Origin of the sequence: Lysinibacillus sp. K60, from assembly GCF_019731275.1 — a bacterium.
GTDB classification, from domain to species: domain Bacteria; phylum Bacillota; class Bacilli; order Bacillales_A; family Planococcaceae; genus Lysinibacillus; species Lysinibacillus capsici.
Map to the genome: position 1 here is coordinate 298,360 of NZ_JAASJR010000004.1, position 19,498 is coordinate 317,857.

19 protein-coding genes, 2 tRNA genes and 2 pseudogenes are annotated in these 19,498 nt (G+C 38.8%); 9 read left to right on the plus strand and 14 right to left on the minus strand.

Annotation, left to right across the window (positions count from 1 at the left end):
* The first annotated feature begins 20 nt into the window (after nt 1-20).
* Genes HCH28_RS11725 through HCH28_RS11735 form a run of 3 tightly spaced genes read left to right on the plus strand, consistent with a single transcriptional unit; the run spans nt 21 to nt 2,907 of the window.
* Nucleotides 21-1,091, plus strand: a complete 1,071-nt coding sequence (locus tag HCH28_RS11725; RefSeq protein ID WP_221681069.1) for an amidohydrolase family protein — start codon at nt 21-23, stop codon at nt 1,089-1,091.
* On the plus strand, nt 1,088-2,230 hold the full coding sequence (locus HCH28_RS11730; protein WP_221681070.1) for an amidohydrolase: 1,143 nt from the start codon (nt 1,088-1,090) through the stop codon (nt 2,228-2,230). The genes HCH28_RS11725 and HCH28_RS11730 overlap by 4 nt, the downstream gene beginning before the upstream one ends.
* A 5-nt stretch (nt 2,231-2,235) precedes the next feature.
* Entirely contained in the window at nt 2,236-2,907 is a 672-nt protein-coding gene (locus HCH28_RS11735; protein WP_221681071.1) for an AroM family protein, read from the plus strand.
* A 46-nt stretch (nt 2,908-2,953) separates the two neighbouring features.
* On the opposite strand, the gene HCH28_RS11740 is transcribed toward HCH28_RS11735, so the two are convergent.
* Nucleotides 2,954-3,271, minus strand: coding sequence for a transposase (locus tag HCH28_RS11740; protein ID WP_221681072.1), 318 nt, complete (start codon nt 3,269-3,271; stop codon nt 2,954-2,956).
* Between the two features lie 137 nt (nt 3,272-3,408).
* On the opposite strand from HCH28_RS11740, the gene ytzI reads away from it, so the two are divergent.
* From ytzI to HCH28_RS11760, 4 genes are all read left to right on the plus strand, one after another.
* Complete coding sequence (gene ytzI / locus HCH28_RS11745) at nt 3,409-3,555, plus strand: YtzI protein (RefSeq protein ID WP_221681073.1); 147 nt, start codon at nt 3,409-3,411, stop codon at nt 3,553-3,555.
* A gap of 29 nt (nt 3,556-3,584) precedes the next feature.
* Nucleotides 3,585-3,746 carry a hypothetical protein gene (locus HCH28_RS11750; RefSeq protein WP_016992522.1) on the plus strand — a complete coding sequence of 54 codons (162 nt, stop codon included), beginning with the start codon at nt 3,585-3,587 and terminating at the stop codon, nt 3,744-3,746.
* Nucleotides 3,743-3,976, plus strand: coding sequence for a membrane protein insertion efficiency factor YidD (gene yidD / locus HCH28_RS11755; protein WP_221681074.1), 234 nt, complete (start codon nt 3,743-3,745; stop codon nt 3,974-3,976). Before HCH28_RS11750 ends, yidD begins: the two co-directional genes overlap by 4 nt.
* Nucleotides 3,977-4,085: 109 nt before the next feature.
* Complete coding sequence (locus tag HCH28_RS11760) at nt 4,086-5,126, plus strand: metal ABC transporter solute-binding protein, Zn/Mn family (protein WP_221681075.1); 1,041 nt, start codon at nt 4,086-4,088, stop codon at nt 5,124-5,126.
* A gap of 21 nt (nt 5,127-5,147) precedes the next feature.
* Here the strand turns inward: HCH28_RS11760 and HCH28_RS11765 are convergent, their stop codons facing one another.
* From HCH28_RS11765 to HCH28_RS11790, 6 genes are all read right to left on the minus strand, one after another.
* The gene (locus tag HCH28_RS11765; protein ID WP_221681076.1) at nt 5,148-6,299 is read right to left on the minus strand and encodes a transglutaminase domain-containing protein; all 1,152 of its coding nucleotides are present in this window, start codon (nt 6,297-6,299) and stop codon (nt 5,148-5,150) included.
* Nucleotides 6,300-6,430: 131 nt separating this feature from the next.
* Nucleotides 6,431-7,855 (minus strand): o-succinylbenzoate--CoA ligase, encoded by a 1,425-nt coding sequence (locus tag HCH28_RS11770; protein WP_221681097.1) that lies wholly within the window; start codon nt 7,853-7,855, stop codon nt 6,431-6,433.
* Nucleotides 7,856-8,102: 247 nt separating this feature from the next.
* Nucleotides 8,103-8,921, minus strand: coding sequence for a 1,4-dihydroxy-2-naphthoyl-CoA synthase (gene menB / locus HCH28_RS11775; protein ID WP_004225917.1), 819 nt, complete (start codon nt 8,919-8,921; stop codon nt 8,103-8,105).
* A gap of 63 nt (nt 8,922-8,984) precedes the next feature.
* Nucleotides 8,985-9,794, minus strand: a complete 810-nt coding sequence (menH, locus tag HCH28_RS11780; protein WP_221681077.1) for a 2-succinyl-6-hydroxy-2,4-cyclohexadiene-1-carboxylate synthase — start codon at nt 9,792-9,794, stop codon at nt 8,985-8,987.
* Nucleotides 9,791-11,506 (minus strand): 2-succinyl-5-enolpyruvyl-6-hydroxy-3-cyclohexene-1-carboxylic-acid synthase, encoded by a 1,716-nt coding sequence (gene menD, locus HCH28_RS11785; protein WP_221681078.1) that lies wholly within the window; start codon nt 11,504-11,506, stop codon nt 9,791-9,793. Before menD ends, menH begins: the two co-directional genes overlap by 4 nt.
* Nucleotides 11,499-12,884: an isochorismate synthase gene (locus tag HCH28_RS11790; protein ID WP_221681079.1), complete on the minus strand. Its 1,386-nt coding sequence runs from the start codon at nt 12,882-12,884 to the stop codon at nt 11,499-11,501. Before HCH28_RS11790 ends, menD begins: the two co-directional genes overlap by 8 nt.
* A gap of 249 nt (nt 12,885-13,133) precedes the next feature.
* Here HCH28_RS11790 and HCH28_RS11795 point away from each other — a divergent pair, with 249 nt between their 5' ends.
* Nucleotides 13,134-14,054, plus strand: coding sequence for a 1,4-dihydroxy-2-naphthoate polyprenyltransferase (locus HCH28_RS11795; RefSeq protein ID WP_036078494.1), 921 nt, complete (start codon nt 13,134-13,136; stop codon nt 14,052-14,054).
* Nucleotides 14,055-14,066: 12 nt separating this feature from the next.
* On the opposite strand, the gene HCH28_RS11800 is transcribed toward HCH28_RS11795, so the two are convergent.
* The 5 genes and pseudogenes from HCH28_RS11800 to HCH28_RS11820 all read right to left on the minus strand — a co-directional run.
* Nucleotides 14,067-14,993: a dipeptidase gene (locus HCH28_RS11800; protein ID WP_221681080.1), complete on the minus strand. Its 927-nt coding sequence runs from the start codon at nt 14,991-14,993 to the stop codon at nt 14,067-14,069.
* A 47-nt stretch (nt 14,994-15,040) separates the two neighbouring features.
* On the minus strand, nt 15,041-15,490 hold the full coding sequence (locus tag HCH28_RS11805; protein ID WP_221681081.1) for a TraR/DksA C4-type zinc finger protein: 450 nt from the start codon (nt 15,488-15,490) through the stop codon (nt 15,041-15,043).
* Between the two features lie 75 nt (nt 15,491-15,565).
* Nucleotides 15,566-16,327 (minus strand): MerR family transcriptional regulator, encoded by a 762-nt coding sequence (locus tag HCH28_RS11810; protein ID WP_221681082.1) that lies wholly within the window; start codon nt 16,325-16,327, stop codon nt 15,566-15,568.
* 144 nt (nt 16,328-16,471) lie between these two features.
* Complete coding sequence (locus HCH28_RS11815; protein WP_221681083.1) at nt 16,472-17,686, minus strand: diaminopropionate ammonia-lyase; 1,215 nt, start codon at nt 17,684-17,686, stop codon at nt 16,472-16,474.
* Between the two features lie 135 nt (nt 17,687-17,821).
* Nucleotides 17,822-18,445 (minus strand): annotated as a pseudogene (locus HCH28_RS11820) (ABC transporter substrate-binding protein); the annotation flags it as partial.
* Here HCH28_RS11820 and HCH28_RS11825 point away from each other — a divergent pair.
* A pseudogene (locus HCH28_RS11825) lies at nt 18,446-19,114 on the plus strand (ABC transporter ATP-binding protein); the annotation flags it as partial.
* Between the two features lie 137 nt (nt 19,115-19,251).
* Here the strand turns inward: HCH28_RS11825 and HCH28_RS11830 are convergent.
* A tRNA-Glu gene (locus HCH28_RS11830) sits at nt 19,252-19,323 on the minus strand.
* Between the two features lie 2 nt (nt 19,324-19,325).
* Nucleotides 19,326-19,416, minus strand: a tRNA-Ser gene (locus tag HCH28_RS11835).
* Nucleotides 19,417-19,498 lie beyond the last annotated feature (82 nt).

The following is a 19,498-nucleotide window of genomic DNA, read 5'->3' on the forward strand; positions in this document are numbered from 1 at the left end:
ATAAGGAGAGATTTGATCCGATGACACGCTATATAAATGGACTTGTTTTTAATTCTGAGACTCGTAGCTTTAATAAGCAATCTTTTCAAGTACAAGGGCAATACTTTGAACCCGCTACTAATTCACCTGAAACAGAGTTGGATTTAGATGGATACTATATTACACCAGGTTTTATCGATAGCTGCTCACAAATCGGTCTAGCTGAAATAGGGATTCGTTGGGAAGGAGATGATAGCTATGAATTTGACTCACATCTGCAATATTCTGTAGTTGATGGCATATACCCATTTGATACTGCTTTTCAAAAAGCTGTTTCTCATGGGGTGACGGCATCTCATATTGTTCCCTCACCTAAAAGCTTGATAGGTGCAAAAACGGCTATTATACATCATACACATACAACGGTTGATGAAATGGTTATTTCAAAAGATGTGGCTTATTCCTTCTCTATTGGACATCAGGCAAAAAGTACATTTTTCGCTGAAAAGAAAAAACCACTCACACGTATGGGCATTGCTAAAATTTTAAGAGAAACATTACAACAAATTCAGCAACAAGAGCCGTCCATTACGAAAATCGTTATTCGAGCTCACAAAGCCGTTGATCTTGAATTCGTTAGCCGCCTTCAACAAGAATTTGGGTCAATTTTTGATTTTCATATTATCCATGGCACTGAAGTTACATTCCTTCATGAAACATCCTTTAATACGGTTATAGCTGGTCCCACATTTCGATATATTGAACACAATGAGATGATGGCACTATCACCCAAACTGTATCATCAACTGTTTAAGAACAATATTCCATTCGTTTTTTGTACGGATCATCCTGTTAGTAGCACCTCTCATCTAACATTAGAAGGTTGCTTAGCTGTAAGAGAAGGTATGGCACGCCAGGACGTGCTATACGCTCTCACAACAGGGGCTGCAAGTTTTCTAGGGATCGCCCATAAAACAGGTGCTATTCGTGATGGTCTTCTTGCTGATTTTGTTATTTGGGATAAGCATCCATTAAATTTAGACGCCCAGGTTATCGCAACCTATATTAAAGGAACAAAAGTTTATGCACGGGAAGAAGGGTTTACACAATGATTATTTATCATCATGCGAAGTTTCTTACAGTCAATGAGCAGAACGATACTTGTGAACAGTTATGGATCGAAGATGGGCGTATTGTCTATATTGGACCAGCCAAAGAATTCCCCTCACAAGCAGAGCTAGTTGATCTACAGGGAGCTTATGTTACACCAGGGTTAATTGATATTCATGCCCATGTTGGAACATGGGCTGAAGTCACTGAAGACATTAATGATGCCAATGAATATAGCGAACCCTTTACACCTCTTATGCACGCTTTAGACAGTGTAGATATCCGACACTTTTCTTTTCAACATGCGTTAGAAGGTGGCGTAACCACTGTACAAACTGGGCCAGGTAGTGCCAATGTCATTGGTGGCATTTGGAGCATTCTTAAAACAGCAGGGCCTACCCTTTCCTCTCGTGTTTTAGTAGAGCGGAGCGGTTTAAAGGGGGCCCTAGGGGAAAATCCGAAAAACGTCTTTGGCAATCAGTATAAGCGCAAGCCGATGACTCGCATGGCCATTGCACAGCTTTTACGAGATGGTTTCCAACGTGCAAGTCAACTCAATGAACAACAACAAACTGAGCAAATTAAACAAAATGCTGAGTTACGCCCGTTTATTGAGGTTCTTCGAGGGGACATGCCACTTCGCCTTCACTGCCATAGAGCAGATGACATTATGACAGCAATTAGAATTGCCAAAGAATTTAATGTGAAGCTTCATTTAGAACACTGCACAGAAGGCTATCTCATTGTGGATGCCGTTAAAGAAAGTGGATTCCATGCAACGCTTGGTCCTTATATGTTAACGCCATCTAAATACGAAACGCGTCATTCTACACCAGCAATTGCTGGCATTTTTAAAGAACATAATATTCCGTTTGCTATCATGACAGATCATCCATTTGTACCAATTCAATACTTAAAGTATTGTGCCACAGAAGCGATTCGTTATGGTTTAGATGAAGACACAGCCCTCAAAAGCATTACGATCAATGCAGCTAAGCTTGTACAGCTAGATCACCGCATTGGTAGCCTTGAGGAAGGCAAAGATGCTGATTTTGTTGTTTGGTCGCACCCTATTTTTGAAACAGAAGCAAAGGTTTTACAAACTTATGTAAATGGACAAAAATATTACGAAGCGGAGTGAGCGCAATGCAACATTCGAAAATTGCCGTTGTAACAATTGGTCAGGCACCACGTAAAGATATGGCAGAGGATATACAGCAATTAAGAGAAGCAGGTTTACATGTTCATGAATTCGGTGTACTGGATTCACTTTCCTCAGAGGAAATTGCTACACTTTCGCCTTCTTGTGAGGACTCAGATGTTTTAGTAACACTTCTTACCAATGGTCGACAAGTAAAGCTCAGTAAACAAAAGCTCATGCCTTATATTCAAAGCTGCATTGATGATCTACATGAATTCACTTGGATACTACTTATGTGTACAGGAGATTTTGCGAATAAATTATCCTATAAAAATCTTTTATTACCTGATCGTATGATGACTAATTTAGTGAAGGGCTTACATACAGAATTAGCCATTGGTTTAATAGGTCCCGAACCCGAACAACAACAATCGGTTGCAGAGAAATGGCAAAAAGCACAGTTCGATGTAACTTTTTCACCAAGCTCCCCATATCACTTTGATAACCAACATTTATTGTCAAAAGCACAACAATTAGAAGAGCAAGGAGCTGATTTGCTTATTCTTGATTGTATGGGCTATTCCACAACAATGAAAAACATGATTAAAGATCAACTCACTATCCCCATCATCGTCCCTCGAGAAGCGGTTTTTACAATTTTAAAAGCCATTTGTTAATAGAAGAAAAGGTCACTTCTGATTCAGTGACCTTTTCCCCTATTCGCTAGACACGCTTATTGAAATAAGGAAGCTGCTCAACGAATGCCTTCGTATCATCATCTCCATATTCATGAACAAGTGCATAGATTTTCATTAATCTTTTATCTATTTCATCATTTTCTCTATCTAGGTGATACTGTAAATACGGTAACTGTGCACGCCATGCATTCGAAATTTCCAACAGTTGCATTTGCTGAAAGATTCTCTCAAACACATCTAATGCTTGTCGATCTACATTGAGTTCGAAATTCCATGGGCCTGCATATGGGTTGGTATAATACGTTCTATTGGCAAGTGAAAAATATACGCGCTGACGATCCATCTTTACGATTCACTCCTTTTTCCATAGTATGGAGTGATAGGTGTTGTTTTATTCGCTTTTATGTCAAACTTCCTTCACAATTAATAGGACCAGATAATTTATAATAGGTATGATGAATAAAGAACGGAGTGAATACTATGAGTTTAACTACGCTCTTAATAGTCGCAGTTATCATCGTTATTTTAATCACCATTGCGACAATTATCAGTGTCAACCGTGCCTATGCCTTTAAACATACTGTTGATGAAAAACCGAAGCAAAGCTATCATCAAGAGGAAAATTAAATACCATTACTGAATTTGGAGTGAAAGAAATGGGCGTACCTTTACCAATTATCATTATGATTGCGATGATGATGCTAATGTTTGGTGTTTCTGTCATTATCATTATGAAGAAAAAAAATAATATTTTTACACAAACAATTGATCCAAAGCCTGAACAACTTACGTCTCAGCAAAAGGAAGAGCAACGATGAAATACCCCTTTATTTGGCTCATCCAGTTTTATAGAAAATTTATTTCACCTATGACGCCACCTACGTGTCGTTTTCATCCTACCTGTTCTTCTTATGGGCTCGAAGCTTTTCAAAAGCACGGTGGATTCAAAGGCTTCCTCTTAACCATTACACGTATATCCAAATGCCATCCATTTCATCCTGGTGGCTTTGATCCTGTGCCTGAAAAATGGCCTTCGAAAAAGAATTAATTTCGGAGGGCATTTTTTTCTTGTACTTTTTTAAGTTGTGCGTTATCATAATAACTGTTCTAAAAAATAAATCGTAATGATTACTATTTAAGAGAGGTATCTTACTTATATGAAAAAACTATATGTATTACTGTTAGTCGCAGTTCTTGCTTTATTTACTGCCGCTTGTGGAGACAAATCGTCCACATCCCAAAAGACTGAGAAAAAAGATAAATTAAGTATTTATACAACGGTTTATCCGTTAAGCTATTTTGCACAGCGGATTGGTGGAGATTATGTTGAAGTAGCTTCTATATACCCAGCTGGTGCGAATGAACATACCTTCGAGCCAACTCAAAAAGATATGATGAAATTAGCAGATGCTGATATCTTTTTCTATATTGGCTTAGGACTTGAAGGCTTTGTAGAAAACGCTAAAAAAACTTTAGCGAACGAAGATGTCACAATGGTGGCAACTGCTGATGAAGTTTCAGATGAAAAATTAGCTGTAAGCACAGGACATGTTCATGCAGAAGATGAAGAACATGAAGTAGACGCACATGATGAGCATGAGCACGGTACAGCAGAGGACAATCATGAACATGAAGCTGAAGAACATGGACATGATGAGCATGAGCATGGGGATATCGATCCGCATGTTTGGTTATCTCCTACAATTAGTCAAGACTTAGCACTGGCTATTAAAAACACACTAGTTGAAAAAATGCCAGCACAGGAGGCAACTTTTAACACAAATTATGATGCGTTAGTAAAAGAAATGCAGGATTTAGATCAAGATTTCAAAGCAATGACTGACAAAGCACAAAATAAAACATTCTTTGTATCCCATGCTGCATTTGGCTATATTGCAGGTCAATACGGCTTAACTCAAGTGCCGATTGCTGGCTTGAATTCACAAAATGAGCCATCTCAAAAGGAATTAACAAAGATTGTAGACAAAGCAAATGAATTGCACATTCACTATATTTTATTTGAACAAAACGTCTCTTCCAAATTAGCAGAGATTATTCAAAAAGAAGTTGGTGCAGAATCTCTTGTCTTGCATAATTTAAGCGTATTAACAGCTGATGATGAAAAAAATAAAGAAACCTATTTCACATTGATGCAAAAAAATATTCAAACATTAGAAAAAGCTTTAAGCGTTCAATAATATGAGTAAGGAGGTGCCCCGCTATTGGGACACCTCCTTTATTATGACGTATTTTTCTTGTGGCATTCGTTTTCCCGTTCGATAAAAAGACCCTAGCCACTTCATTGCTTTTTGCTTAGTTACATGCTTAAATTTTGGCTGAAGGACAACAAAAGCCGTTATACTACTTTCTACTAGCATCGGTGGCCACTCCGTAAAGTTAAACTGAATTGAATTGTCTTGTTTATTTGTTTTTTGAGTAATAAGCTTCATCGGCTGTTCCACTAATGGTTGTACGGCTAACCGATTTTCTTCGATGATTGATAACCCCATAATTTGATTCAATTGATGTTGTATAGGTGTTGCTAAACTTTGTCTTTTTGTTTCTTCCTGCAAATCTATATATTTCTCGCTTGTTGCAGCAGGGAAATTTTTATAATCCCATGTATGATCTTGTGCTAATTGGCGATCAGACACTAAAAAATATTGATAGCGCACTTCTCCTTTACGATCAGGCAAAGGGTCATCCCATGTCACATCAATATGATACCAAGCATGATCAAGTTTCACTAATACCCAGGCATGTAGCTGTTCTCCTACTTTTCCAGGTACATATTGTACCTCAAAGCCCAACATTTCTAACATTCTATATAGCACTAAAGCATATGCCTGACAGACGCCCTTATTCTCCGTTAATAATGTATAAGGAGAATATTGACTTCCTTCTGTTTCCTTAGAGTATTCCGCGGACAATACAATAAAATCATGTGCAGCCTGTAGTTTTTCTATGTCACTTAATCCATGCATAGGTGCAATAATATTTTCCAAAGTTTGCTCTACAAATAACGCCTCTGTTTGTGAGAGATGGTACGTAAATGCAAAGGCAATGACGATATTATTGCTATAACCTTCGTACTTCCATTGGAAACTAGAAATATTAGTATAAATATAAGAGTTTTCAATTGCATTTTTAGTAATTTCTGTTAGTTCATCCTTTATCTTGGCTAAGTCACCAGTATAACGAATCGAGAATTCGGATGATAGATGCATAACTTCTTTATTAATGAGAGATTGTAGTGTTTCAATTGAATGAGCTGTTGCTACATCTTCTTTTTCATAGTTTGCAAATACTTGCACATGACTCATTTGTAGAACAAATAATATAATGACAACATTATATATATATTTCCTCATATGAGTCATTCTCCTTTACTAAATAGTTTATGCCTCTCTTTTTTTATTATGTTAATAAATGATTAATTTCATGCTAAAAGTTCAAATAAAAAAGAAGCCTTCCTTTTAAGAAGACTTCTCTCACAAAGTTTTTACTGTAATAATTTCCGTCTCAACAATTTATCCGCACCATTGCGCGGAAGACTGTCTGTAATAATCATTTCTTTAGGTACTTTATATTTAGCAAGTTTCTGTAAACAAAAGGCCTTTAGTTGCTCAACAGATACCTGCTCATTTAACACGATAAATGCGATGGGTACCTGTCCCCATTGTTCATCAGGCATACCGCATACACCCGCCTCTTTGACAGCTGGGTGTGTAAGTAGTACATTTTCTATTTCTGCAGGATAAATATTTTCTCCCCCTGAAATGATTAAATCTGCCCTTCGATCAATGACGAATAAATAACCCTCTTCATCCACATAACCAATATCACCTGTATGAAGCCAGCCAGCCTTCGTTGCATTTTTTTGTGCAAAACGTCCAATATAGCCAGGTGTAACATGGGGACCTCGAATGCAAATTTCCCCTTCACCTTTAGCATTTGGCTCAGCAATCATTATTTGATTAAAAAATAGAGGCTTTCCAGCAGAACCAATTTTCCGCATAGCATCTTCACTTGCCAATGTGGCAGTTTGTGAGGAGGTTTCAGTCATTCCATACGTTTGTGCGACAGCTAAATTTAAAGCATGTGCTCTCGCTAAATAATCAACGGGAACAGGTCCACCTCCAGCTAGCATTAACTTAAAATAAGAGGAAGCTTTCGCATTGCGTTGCTCTAGCGTATGTAGAATTCGTTCCAAGGTCACCGCTACAACAGACATATGGGTGACATCCCCATCCATAATATTTTGTGCGATAGCTTCTACATCAAATTGCTCATATAAAAAGATTTGATTTCCATATAGCAGAGAACGCACTAAAATGGAGAATCCACTAATATGGAATAAAGGGACCGCACATAGCCAAATGTCATGCGCCTGCAGCCCAATATTTAAAACGGAGGCAGTGGCACTAGCCTGATGATTTCCAACTGTTTGGCGAACCCCTTTTGGAAAGCCTGTTGTACCCGACGTATACATAATCGTAGTTGTTTGATGAAGAGGCCATTCCTTTACAATATCTACTGCACTCTCTGCACCCTTTTCAATTGCTGAAAATAAATGATAGGTTGTTTCAGATGGCAGCTTTGCTATATCCTCATCGGCAACCAATACGGCTACAGCCTCTGAATCCTCTAACTGATAAGCCAACTCATCCTGTGAAAGTCTACGATTAAGCATCACCATTTCACATTGCAGATGCATGCAGGCATACATCATGATCACAAGCTCAGGCTTACTTGGCCCCATAATAGCAATTCGATCACCCTGTTGAATACCGAGTGTCACTAATTGTCGAGCACGTTTTATCGATTCATTATTTAATTCTTGAAAAGTCCAGCTTTGCTTTTTAAAAGTAAGTGCCTTGCGCAATGGTGTTAAATAAGCTCTTTGTAAAATCCAGTTAGGATACATCTTTGTCACTCCAATCACCCTACATCTTAACGCTTTCCCATCTAGTTTGTCTATTACTCCATGTAGTATCTAGCTTTTTAGTGAAAACCTCTATCCTTCACCTATTGAGTTCTATCCGCTACTTTAATAATTTTATCCACCTCTTAGCCGCTTCTATCCCCTACTTTTAGATTTTTATCCTCAATCTGCTCAAGACATATAAAAAGCTCGTATCTCCAAAAGATACGAGCTTTCAACCCTATATTAATCAAGGGAATCTTGGGAATTGACCGAAATCTGGTTGACGTTTTTCTTTGAATGCATCGCGGCCTTCTTTTGCTTCATCAGTTGTGTAGTAAAGAAGTGTAGCATCTCCAGCCATTTGTTGAAGACCTGCTAAACCATCTGTATCTGCATTCATCGCTGCTTTTAAGAAGCGTAGTGCAGTTGGTGACATTTGAAGCATTTCTTCACACCATTGAACTGTCTCATCTTCCAATTGCGCATAAGGCACAACTGTATTGACTAAGCCCATATCAAGTGCTTGTTGTGCATCGTATTGACGGCATAGGTACCAAATTTCACGTGCCTTTTTATGACCAATAATACGAGCAAGATAGCCTGAGCCATAACCAGCATCGAATGAACCTACTTTTGGTCCAGTTTGTCCAAAGCGAGCATTGTCAGCTGCAATTGTTAAGTCACAGACAACATGTAAAACGTGTCCTCCACCAATTGCGTAGCCAGCTACCATTGCTACTACAGGTTTTGGAATTACACGGATTAAACGTTGTAAATCAAGAACGTTTAGACGTGGAATTTCATCTTCTCCTACGTAGCCACCGTGACCGCGAACTTTTTGGTCTCCGCCTGAGCAGAAAGCATGTTCACCTTCACCAGTTAGAATAATAACACCGATATTTTTATCATCGCGTGCACGTGAGAATGCGTCAATCATTTCCATTACCGTTTTTGGGCGGAATGCATTACGCACTTCTGGACGGTTAATCGTAATTTTTGCGATACCGTTATAGAACTCATACTTAATGTCTTCATAAGTATGTAATGTTGTCCATTGACGTGTCATTGAATTGCCTCCTATATCATTAAATTCGTCTCGTTTCTAGCGAGGCGCTAACGTAATCGTATATTACGTTAAATACTCCTCTACTATTGTAGCAAACTCAGCGGGATTTTCCACATGAATTGCATGTCCAGCGTCATTTACTGTTAAATGCTTAACAGTATTTAATAGCGCTTTCATTTCTAGTGCAATTTTACAAAATTTCTCATCCAATGAACCGGTAATTAGCAGGACAGGTATTTCTAGTTGCATCAGTCTATCCCAATTTGAAGGTTGAACGCCTGTCCCGATACCTCTCAAGCTACCAGCAAGTCCCTCTTCCTTCTGTGAAAGTCGCTCTTCTCGAATGGTTTCTCTTACCCTTTTAGGTAGACGTTGCTGTGAAGCAAAAAGCGGGATGCTTTCCCATGCATTGACAAAGGACAGTAAACCATTTGTCATTATTTTTTGCGCCAGTTCTTCATCTCGCTTACAACGTTCATGTTGCTCTTCCATTGTTCGCAAGCCAGGAGAAGCACTTTCTAAAATGAGCTGATGTATGCGAGCTGGATACGAAATGGCATAGGATAAAGCGATTCTTCCACCCATTGAATAGCCTAGCAGTGTAAATTTCTCTAAATGAAGCTGGCAAAATAGTTCTTCTAAATCCTGTAATTGCTCTTCCATAGAAAAACGCTGTACGTGCTGTGGAATAGCTGTTTGACCATGTCCGATTAAATCAACCGCAATAACACGCACATGAGGTAGAGCTTGTGCTAGATTATGCCATGTTGCTGAGCTACCGGTAAATCCATGTAAGGCAACGACTGTGTATTCACCGTTTTCATTCCATATGTCGACATGGGTTTCAAGACCACGAATCATCCACTTTGTCATGCTTTTAACTCCGCATTAATTCGATTCCATAGACCTCGATGTGCATTCACATTCTCAGTTCTATCTGTAAATATTTCAACTAATCGTAAAGAATGGTTTTTACAAGTTGAAAATTTTTCAGAAAGCTCAGAGATTGTTTCGACACGTACATAGTCCATATTATACATATGTGCAATATCACGGAATTCGAGGGCTGTCGGTGTGCCAAATAAATCCTCATAGTGATCTTCAACAGTTGACTGTGGTAAATAAGAAAAAATACCACCACCATCATTATTCATCACAATAATCGTTAAGTTACATTCCTGATATCTGGAAGCAATGAGTCCATTCACATCATGTAAAAAAGCTAAATCACCAATCAGTAAATAACTTTCTCGATTATTTCCTTGACTGAAACCGATTGCTGTTGATACAACACCATCAATCCCGTTCGTTCCTCGATTGGCAAAAACACGTAAATCTTTCGGTGTAGCCAATAAAAATGTATCAATATCTCGTACTGGCATACTACTGCTAACGAAAATATCACTACCGTCAGGAATCATTTTGAGTAAACGACTGACTATAGCCCCTTCATCTTTTTCTACCTCTGAATATTGCTCAATATACATAGAAGCAAGCTGATTCGCTTTTTGCCATTCAGCTAAGTATGTTTCCTCGATAGCTGTTTCAGTGATAGCTAATTCTGTTAGCCATTGATCGACATTCGCATGAATAAAATGCGTAGATACGCCTGTAGCATCTCTGAACATAGGATCTTCATCGATAATCACATATGCATTTGGTCGTGACTTTGTAATAAATTGCATCATAAACTTCGAGACTGGTTGTGCCCCTATTCGGATTACTGTATCTGGTTGCACCAGTGCTTTGAAGTCATCACTCTTCATAATGGCATCATAGGTTGTCACGATATATGGTAAACAATCCTCTGGTACGGATGTACGCATATTCGATAAACTTTCAACAATGACAGGCCACTTCAGCTGACGTACAAATTCCCAAACAATGGATAATTCTGTACCAAGAGCTAACTCACCAATGATCATAAAACCTCTTTTAGTCGATTGTATAATAGAGGATAGTTCCTGTTGATCCACACGTGTTGGGGTTAATTGTCCCATACTGCTGTGCTTAAACGTCACTGCTGGTAGCTCCTGCTGTAAATCAATTAATAGTGGTTCACGGAAAGGTACATTAATATGGACGGGTCCAAAAGGTGCGCTCGTGGCAATGGCTACCGCACGAGCAAGATGGCGCTCAATAAAAGGCAATGTTGGTTCAGCACCATCTGCTAACGGAAAATCAACACTCCACTTCACATGTGAACCATATAAATTGGGTTGGTTGATAGCCTGTGGAGCGCCTACCTCACGTAATTCATGTGGGCGATCAGCTGTTATAATAATTAATGGTACACGTGCATAGCTTGCCTCCACAATCGCAGGAAAATAGTTAGCTGCTGCTGTACCAGATGTGCATAAAAGAACCACAGGCTTAGTAGTTGCCTTAGCAAGCCCTAGCGCAAAGAATGCTGCTGAGCGCTCGTCTACCTGCCGATACATTTTTACTTGTTTAGTAGATGCAACCGCATAAGCAAGCGGCGTTGAACGTGAGCCTGGGCTAACGACAACGTTTTCTACACCAGCCTGCACTAGTGATGCGACCATTTTATAAACATAATCTGTTAGTATTTTTCGTTCACTCATGTAATTGTCCCCCTAGCGCACGAAGCATTGGACGGAATTTTACTAATGTTTCTTCATATTCAGATTGTGGTTCGGAATCTGCGACGATTCCACCGCCTGCATATAAATAAGCTTTATCATTTAATAAGGCTGCTGAACGAATGGCAACTGCGAATTCACCGTTCCCCTCTGCATCTAGCCAGCCTATTGGCGCAGCATACAGTCCTCGATTCATCGGCTCATATTTACGGATGGCTGCCAATGCTTCCGTGCGTGGTACACCACCTAAAGCGGGTGTTGGGTGTAATGATTTAGTCAATTGTAAGATTGTTGCATCCTGATTTAACTGACCTTCAACAGGTGTATACAAATGTTGAATATCTCGTATTTTTAACAAGCGTGGTCTATCTGGCACCGTCATGTCCACACAATTTTTACGGAATGTTTCCGCAATCATATCCACAACATACTGATGTTCTCCGCCATTTTTAGGGTCATTTAATAAACTTTGTCCAAAAGCCTCATCTTCCTCTGCAGTCTTACCTCGTTTAATTGAGCCAGCAATACAAGAAGAAAATGCTCGACCATCTTCTACCTTCACAAGTCGTTCGGGTGATGCTCCGAAAAACAATAAATGTCTATGCTCTAAACCAAATAAATAGCTTTCTGGCTGTTCATGAATAATTTGAGAAAGTACTTGTGGTGCGGATACATACTCTTTAAATTGCAAAGCAAGTGATCGTGCAATGACCACCTTATCTGCCTTTTTCTGTTTAATTAATGCTGTCACTTGATCGATTGAGGCTAAATAAGGTTCTTTATATGGTTCAAAATAACTTGTGATTTCAGGTTTTGTATACGTTTTCACTTCTTTAACCTGAGCTGCATGGATTAAATGATCTCGCTCTTTTCTTAAAGCTTCGAACTGATCCTCAGCCTGTTGGTCTTGTGTCAAAAGATGAATACTCACATATGCTTTATCATCGCGTATCACCAGTTGAAACGTTGCTAATGCAAAATAAGCCTCTGGGAAATCCGTCCATTCCCCATCTACATTATTTTGAGGATCAAATGTAAAACCGCCAAACAAAATTGGTTGTAACTCTTGTTGACCTTTTGGACAGTTTTTCGTTATGTTTTTCCATTCCGCTTCAACTGCATCAAAGCGGTTTTCTTTAGCGTTGTTTTGAATAATATGAGCATGTCCTAGCCCAACTAATGTCATTGTTTTCTCTCTATTTTGCCAATAAAATCGTTCACCTTTATAACATTCCTCGCCAGCTGCATAAAACGCCAGTGCAGATAGGCGACTTACTTCCATTGTTTCCATATAAAAATGAAGGCTTTGGCCCAAAGAGTCCACTTCTACTTCTGTGGCTTGGTACCACTTCTGTTGCATGAAAATTACCTCCGTTGTTGCAATGTACATAATTTTAATGATGATTAAATAACACATCATATTTTGGTTGGCAACACGTGATTCGTCCTGTTGCTAATCGTTCTTTTTTATTTTCAGTTCATAAATGCATGTTCTATTGTATCACTTTTTTTCATTAAACAGTATGTAATAAGCTGTGAACCTACCCATTTTCTCAATCTTCGTTTAAAATAAGAAGAGTCGACAACATTTGAAGGAGAGAAAGACCTTATGACCAAAGTCATTGAAGCTGATAGGGGTTTTAAAGTTTGGTGGCATTTAACACGTCCACATACTTTAACCGCTTCATTTGTTCCTGTATTCCTAGGAACAGCAATTGCCTTAGCAATTGAAAAAGAAACAATTGATTTTGGACTATTTTTTGCTATGCTCATTGCAAGTATGCTTATACAAGCAGCAACGAATATGTTCAATGAATATTATGATTACAAATTAGGATTAGATAACGAGCATTCCGTCGGGATTGGCGGAACGATTGTCCGTCATGGTGTACAGCCAAAGACAATTATGATGATTGCATTAAGCTTTTATGCTATTGCCATGCTTCTTGGCATTTACATATGTGCCTCAACATCTTGGTGGTTAGCTGCTGTCGGACTTGTTTGTATGCTTATTGGCTTTTTATATACAGGTGGACCGTACCCAATCGCCTATTCGCCATTTGGTGAAATTGTTTCTGGCGCAGTAATGGGGATGGGCATTGTATTAATTGCCTTCTATATTCAAGCGCTTACAGTAACACTGGATGCTGTCTTGCTCTCTGTACCAAGCATGATTTTAGTCGGTGCCATTATGCTATCGAACAATATACGTGATATCGTTGGCGATACAGAAGGCGGACGAAAAACTTTAGCTATTTTGGTAGGACGTGATAATGCGATTTCCGTGTTATCAGGCTTTTTTATCGTCTCTTATTTATGGGTGATTGCTCTTGTAGCAGTTGATGGCATTACTTTTTGGGCATTAATCATCTTCCTAAGTATTCCAAAACCATTACGTGCCATTCAAATTTTCCGAGACAAAAAAGAAGCCAAAGAGGTAATGCCTGCGATGAAATATACAGCGCAAACAAATACATTCTTCGGCTTCCTATTAGGAATCGGTTTATTAATTCATTATTTCTTTTATTAAGATGCAGCAGCCTTAACGGGTTGCTGCTTTTTTTACATAGCGTCGAAAATTTTTGCTTGCAATACCATACACTTCTTCATCTGAAAAGCGTGTACGTAATACCTCTAGTAAATTTTGCGCCTCTCCTGCATGTGCTAAGCCACTGACAGTCCGATCAATCCCATCAAAATCGGAGCCTAATCCAATATGCTCCACACCTACCAGTTTTGCTAAATGCTCCACATGTCCCACTAAATGGTCTAGTGTTGCACCTTTGCCTATAAAGAGTGGGAAATAAACTACATGGATATGTCCTCCCGCCTCTACAAGTGCCTTTGCCTGGTCATCTGTTAAGTTACGCGGGTGATCACATAGTGCACGTGCATTACTATGGCTTGCAATAATATGCTTTGCAAGCGGCAAAACATCCCAAAAGCTTTGCTCATTTAGATGAGATACATCAATAATAATATCGCGTTCATTTAATAATTGTATAACTTCTTTACCAAATGGCTTTAAACCAAGAGTTGCATCCTGTTCAGCACCATGAGCCACAGCATTTTCTTCATTCCACGTTAAACCTACTAATTTCACTCCTGCATCCAGTACAGCTGTCAGTTTTGTTAAATCTTCGCCAATGGCACTACAGCCCTCTAAGCTTAAAATGGCTCCTATTTCGTGTGGAGCTAATTGATCTAACTGTGCCCAATCTGTAATATGCACCATGCCCTCTGTTTGTATTACGTGAGTATGGAATGCTTCGATTTGGCGCATGACCTCAAGAAATTGCAAATTTTGCGCGATTTTTGGGTCAATAAAGATAGCGAACACTTGAGCCTCTACTTGCCCTAATTGCAATCTTTTTTGATTAGCATGTAGTCGCACATCCTCTGCAAAATTTGCCGTTTCAAGAGTAGTTAACTTTAAAAGCGCATCACAATGTAAATCAATAATCTTCATATCCTCACCTCTACAGTTATTATACTGCTTCTGTAAGGAAAAGCTGACTACATTTTATCCTGTGGTGTATCAGAAGAGCCGAATTCCTCAAGCTCGATAAAATCATCTGATTTTGGTGTTGAAGAAAGAACATCTTCTTCCACTGGTCGTAAACTGTCTTCTTTCTTTTCAGCATGCTCCACACATGTCAGAGCTTGCGGCATTGCCTTTAAGCGACCAATCGGAATTTCTTTACCACAGACTGCACACTTGCCATATGTACCGTCTGCCATTGCTTGAAGAGCTTCTTTTATTTCTTCAGCATTATCACCACGATGCTCATCAATAGCCATTTCTGTAAGCTGATCCGTTAAATCACTTGCATTATCAGCTGGATGATTATCATAATTCGATAGTTCTGTCGCTTGAGGTCGCTCTGATTCTTCTATTCGTTGTTCTATTTCTTGTAATTCTTGCTCTAGTTGTCTTTTTAATTGTTGCATTACTTGTTGATCCACAATAATCTCCTCCTTATGCTTTCATTTTTTCCTATTTTACGATTTCTAAAACATGTCAGCATAAGGAAGACCTATTTACTTACTTGTATAAGCTATAATGGCGTCATGCAAAAATTGCGCTGCTCCTGTTTCACCACGTTCATCATAATAAGCTGTAAAACGTTCATCAGCAATATACATTTGTGCCAGCCCTGCATGTGCCTCTTTGGAATACTCTTTCCACGTAAAGTTGAGCCAGCGTTTATGCAACTCTGCAACTTCCATCGCAATGTCACTTGCAGCATCTCCAAGTTTCATTGCCTCTGCTAAGCGTTCAAACATTTGCTGTTCTAGCTGTTGCATCGCTTGATATTGTTGCTCCGTCATGTTCATAAGCTTAGCATTGGATGCATCCACTGTTTCATTCCCATATTTCTCACGGATTTCTTTGCCGTACTGCTTTTCGTTATCCTCCATTAACTTTTCTTTAAAGCCTTTAAATTTTTCTTCATTTGACATTGGTTGTTCCTCCTCAATGGATTGTATTGTTTTTTCTACTGTCTGTAAGATCGTTTCCAACTGTTCTTTGCGTTGAAGCAAAGCAGCTCTATGTGTTTTGAGCGCCTCAGCATGCTGAAAATTTGGTGCTTGAACAATAGTCTGAATTGTCGCTAATTTCATATCTAATGCACGATAAAATAAAATCTGCTGCAACATATCGACCTCCCATTGGCCATAAAATCGATAACCTGCCTCATTGGTTCTTGCTGGTTTTAGCAATCCAATTTCATCATAATAACGCAATGTTCTTGTACTAACACCCGATAGTTGAGCAAGCTCCTGAATGGTATATTCCATATCATCACCTCCACTTAATGCTACTGTAAGCTTTGACGCAACGTTAAGGTCAAGAGTAAAATAAAAAAATTTTAATTAAACTTAATCATACCTTCATATCCTTTTACAAAAGTAAAAATAGCAAACTAGTAAATCACTAGTTTGCTATTGATTCGCATATTTCCCATGCCATACTATTTCTCGATAACTCTCTTTATCTGTATCACCCTCTGTATTAATAAACAGCACCCTTGCATGTTCATTTAGGTGCAAGGCATGTTTTAATTCCTTATATTGTTTATTAGTCATTATTTCATAAAAGCAACCAAATGGCGCCGCTCCTGATTCACCAGCTATAATGCGGGTGTCTGTAGCTAAAGGATTTCCTAGAACGCGCATACCCGTTGCTGCTATTTCTTCCTCACACGAGATACTTATTTTTATAAAGGTTTTTAAGATTTGCCAAGCCTGTGGATTAGGTTCACCACAAGCAAGACCTGCCATTATTGTTTGCATCTCTCCACCAACAGTGACAAATTGATCTGTATTTTTCTTAAAGCTTTCATAATAGCAATTAGCGACATGAGGCTCAACCAAGACAAATGTAATTTCCTGCTCATAGTATTGCTGTAAAAATGCTACTACTGCTCCGGCAAAGGACCCCACACCAGCTTGCAAAAATACATGTGTTGGGGCTTGCTGAATCTGTTCAACAATCTCCTGTACAAGGGTTGTGTACCCCTGCATAATCCATAATGGAATTTCTTCATAGCCTTCCCACATCGTATCCTGAATCAAGACCCAGCCATTTTCTTGTGCAAGCCGTGAGGTATAACGAACAGTATCGTCATAATTCATTGTCGTAATTTCAGCAAAAGCCCCTTCACTTTTAATATGCAGTAACCGCTCAGCGGAGCTACCAGTTGGCATATATATTCTTGCTTGAAAACCCAGTTCTCTTGCCGCCCAGGCCACACCACGACCATGATTACCATCTGTCGTTGAAATAAATGTTGGATTGCCTACTTGCGCTCTTACTTCTGGGGTTTTTAACTGTTCAAACGATAGCTCCTCTATATTCCTTCCAAGCTTATTGGCAACATATTGTGCAATTGCATAAATTCCGCCTAAAACTTTAAAGGCATTTAAACCAAATCGATAAGATTCATCTTTAATCATGATTTTTTCTACACCCATATATGAAGATAGTGCCTCAAGATGATGGAGTGGTGTCTTCTCAAAATGCTCATATGTACGCTGAAATTGACCAATCTTTCTCACTTGGTCTAGTGAAAAATATGGAAGTATTGCAGTTGCTTGTTTTATATGGTCTTGCTCTAAATAATGCTGATTATAAACCCACCTTAATTTTTCCTTCATCGCCATCCCCCTCAATTTACGGTCAATATCTACATCATAGTCTATCTAACTTAAAAGTACCAGGAGAGTATATATTAGGAAATAAAAAAACTATACATTTATTAAACACCGATAAATGTATAGTTTATGAGAAAATTATTTAACAAAGATTTCTTTCACTTGATCTAGCATAATATTCGCAGCTAAAATGCCTCCAGCCGTATTCCAAATGACATCATCCACCTTATGTGCATTGCCTTTTTGGACAGCTGTTAAGTTTTTCCAAAGTGGGTCTTGTGTCCACTCTTGTTCAGTTGCTAGTGCTGAATCATCACCTGTTGGCATGTACGTGAAGTAGAAAATAACATCCCCATCCATTTGAGGGATTGCTTCTTTCCCAACTTCAATCGCTAAGTTTCCTAGTTTTGCATTATCTTTAAATAAATCTGCTTGCGCTGCAACACGTTTAAATCCTAAAGCATCAAAAATCACACCTGAGAATGAATCTGTGTAATAGATACGAGATTTATCGGCCATAAAGCGTACAAATGAAACTTCTTGGTTGGTTTGTTCTCCAAGCTCTTCTTTCAGTGCTTGTAACTTATCTTCGTAAGCTTTTAGTACTTCTTCACCTTTTGTTTCTTGATTTACTGCTTTAGCGAATAATTTAAAATTCTCTTTCCAGTCGCCACGTAATGTTTCAGAAAACACTGTTGGAGCAATTTTGCTAAGTTTCGCATAATCTTTTTCTTGTCGTAATTTATTGCCAATAATTAAATTAAATCCACACTCTTACGCTCCATTGCTCGATTATTAAAACCTAAAAAAGGCTCCGTTTTATTAGATGGTGAGGATATTTTTAAATTATCAACAAAACAAGTGGCTAAAAACCTCTCTATTCTTCCCCAATCTCCTGTTGCACCAGAAGGATTAACTGTCCTACAACTTGTGAAACAAGGTCGCTATCCTTACCAAAGTTGGCGACAACAGTGGACTGAAAAGGATGAAGAAATCGTTTTAAATGCTTTAAAAGCTACAGGTACTGAGCATTTACAAGATAGACCAGTAGATGAGCTATCAGGAGGACAACGTCAACGTGCGTGGATAGCTATGACGCTTGCTCAAGATACAGATATCATTCTTTTAGACGAGCCTACGACATACTTAGATTTAACTCATCAAATAGACGTTTTAGATTTACTGTACGAATTGAACCAACAACAAAAGCGAACTATCATTATGGTATTACATGATATTAATCTTGCTTGTCGCTATGCCGATCATATTATTACAGTGCGTGACCGTGGTGTCTATCGTCAAGGGAAACCAGAAGAAATTATGACAACTGATTTAGTTAGTCATGTGTTTGACCTTGATTGCCAAATGACGACAGATCCAATCTTTGGTACACCTCTTTGCATCCCATATGGAAAAGGACGAAAAATTTAATCGTTAATTTGAAAAAATAAGCCTACACAGAATGATTAATCTGTGTAGGCTTTCATTTAATATAGCTATGTTATTAATCTAAGTATCTAATAAATTAAAAAGTGCAGTAGATGTAAATTCATCTACTGCACTTAGTATGACCCGTACGGGATTCGAACCCGTGTTACCGCCGTGAAAGGGCGGTGTCTTAACCACTTGACCAACGGGCCCATGGCGGAGAAGGAGGGATTTGAACCCTCGCGCCGGTTACCCGACCTACACCCTTAGCAGGGGCGCCTCTTCAGCCTCTTGAGTACTTCCCCAAAATAAAAATGGCTCCGAAGGCAGGACTCGAACCTGCGACAACCTGATTAACAGTCAGGTGCTACTACCAACTGAGCTACT

What these genes read in the sequence shown, in the direction of transcription:
- ytzI (WP_221681073.1), top strand. Translation starts at nt 3,409, where the DNA reads ATGAGTTTAACTACGCTCTTAATAGTCGCAGTTATCATCGTTATTTTA.
- HCH28_RS11750 (WP_016992522.1), top strand. Translation starts at nt 3,585, where the DNA reads ATGGGCGTACCTTTACCAATTATCATTATGATTGCGATGATGATGCTA.
- HCH28_RS11790 (WP_221681079.1), bottom strand. Translation starts at nt 12,884, where the DNA reads ATGCAACAGAAGTGGTACCAAGCCACAGAAGTAGAAGTGGACTCTTTG.
- HCH28_RS11740 (WP_221681072.1), bottom strand. Translation starts at nt 3,271, where the DNA reads ATGGATCGTCAGCGCGTATATTTTTCACTTGCCAATAGAACGTATTAT.
- HCH28_RS11770 (WP_221681097.1), bottom strand. Translation starts at nt 7,855, where the DNA reads ATGTATCCTAACTGGATTTTACAAAGAGCTTATTTAACACCATTGCGC.
- menB (WP_004225917.1), bottom strand. Translation starts at nt 8,921, where the DNA reads ATGACACGTCAATGGACAACATTACATACTTATGAAGACATTAAGTAT.
- menH (WP_221681077.1), bottom strand. Translation starts at nt 9,794, where the DNA reads ATGACAAAGTGGATGATTCGTGGTCTTGAAACCCATGTCGACATATGG.
- HCH28_RS11765 (WP_221681076.1), bottom strand. Translation starts at nt 6,299, where the DNA reads ATGAGGAAATATATATATAATGTTGTCATTATATTATTTGTTCTACAA.
- HCH28_RS11735 (WP_221681071.1), top strand. Translation starts at nt 2,236, where the DNA reads ATGCAACATTCGAAAATTGCCGTTGTAACAATTGGTCAGGCACCACGT.
- HCH28_RS11795 (WP_036078494.1), top strand. Translation starts at nt 13,134, where the DNA reads ATGACCAAAGTCATTGAAGCTGATAGGGGTTTTAAAGTTTGGTGGCAT.
- yidD (WP_221681074.1), top strand. Translation starts at nt 3,743, where the DNA reads ATGAAATACCCCTTTATTTGGCTCATCCAGTTTTATAGAAAATTTATT.
- HCH28_RS11730 (WP_221681070.1), top strand. Translation starts at nt 1,088, where the DNA reads ATGATTATTTATCATCATGCGAAGTTTCTTACAGTCAATGAGCAGAAC.
- HCH28_RS11800 (WP_221681080.1), bottom strand. Translation starts at nt 14,993, where the DNA reads ATGAAGATTATTGATTTACATTGTGATGCGCTTTTAAAGTTAACTACT.
- HCH28_RS11725 (WP_221681069.1), top strand. Translation starts at nt 21, where the DNA reads ATGACACGCTATATAAATGGACTTGTTTTTAATTCTGAGACTCGTAGC.
- HCH28_RS11810 (WP_221681082.1), bottom strand. Translation starts at nt 16,327, where the DNA reads ATGGAATATACCATTCAGGAGCTTGCTCAACTATCGGGTGTTAGTACA.
- menD (WP_221681078.1), bottom strand. Translation starts at nt 11,506, where the DNA reads ATGAGTGAACGAAAAATACTAACAGATTATGTTTATAAAATGGTCGCA.
- HCH28_RS11760 (WP_221681075.1), top strand. Translation starts at nt 4,086, where the DNA reads ATGAAAAAACTATATGTATTACTGTTAGTCGCAGTTCTTGCTTTATTT.
- HCH28_RS11815 (WP_221681083.1), bottom strand. Translation starts at nt 17,686, where the DNA reads ATGAAGGAAAAATTAAGGTGGGTTTATAATCAGCATTATTTAGAGCAA.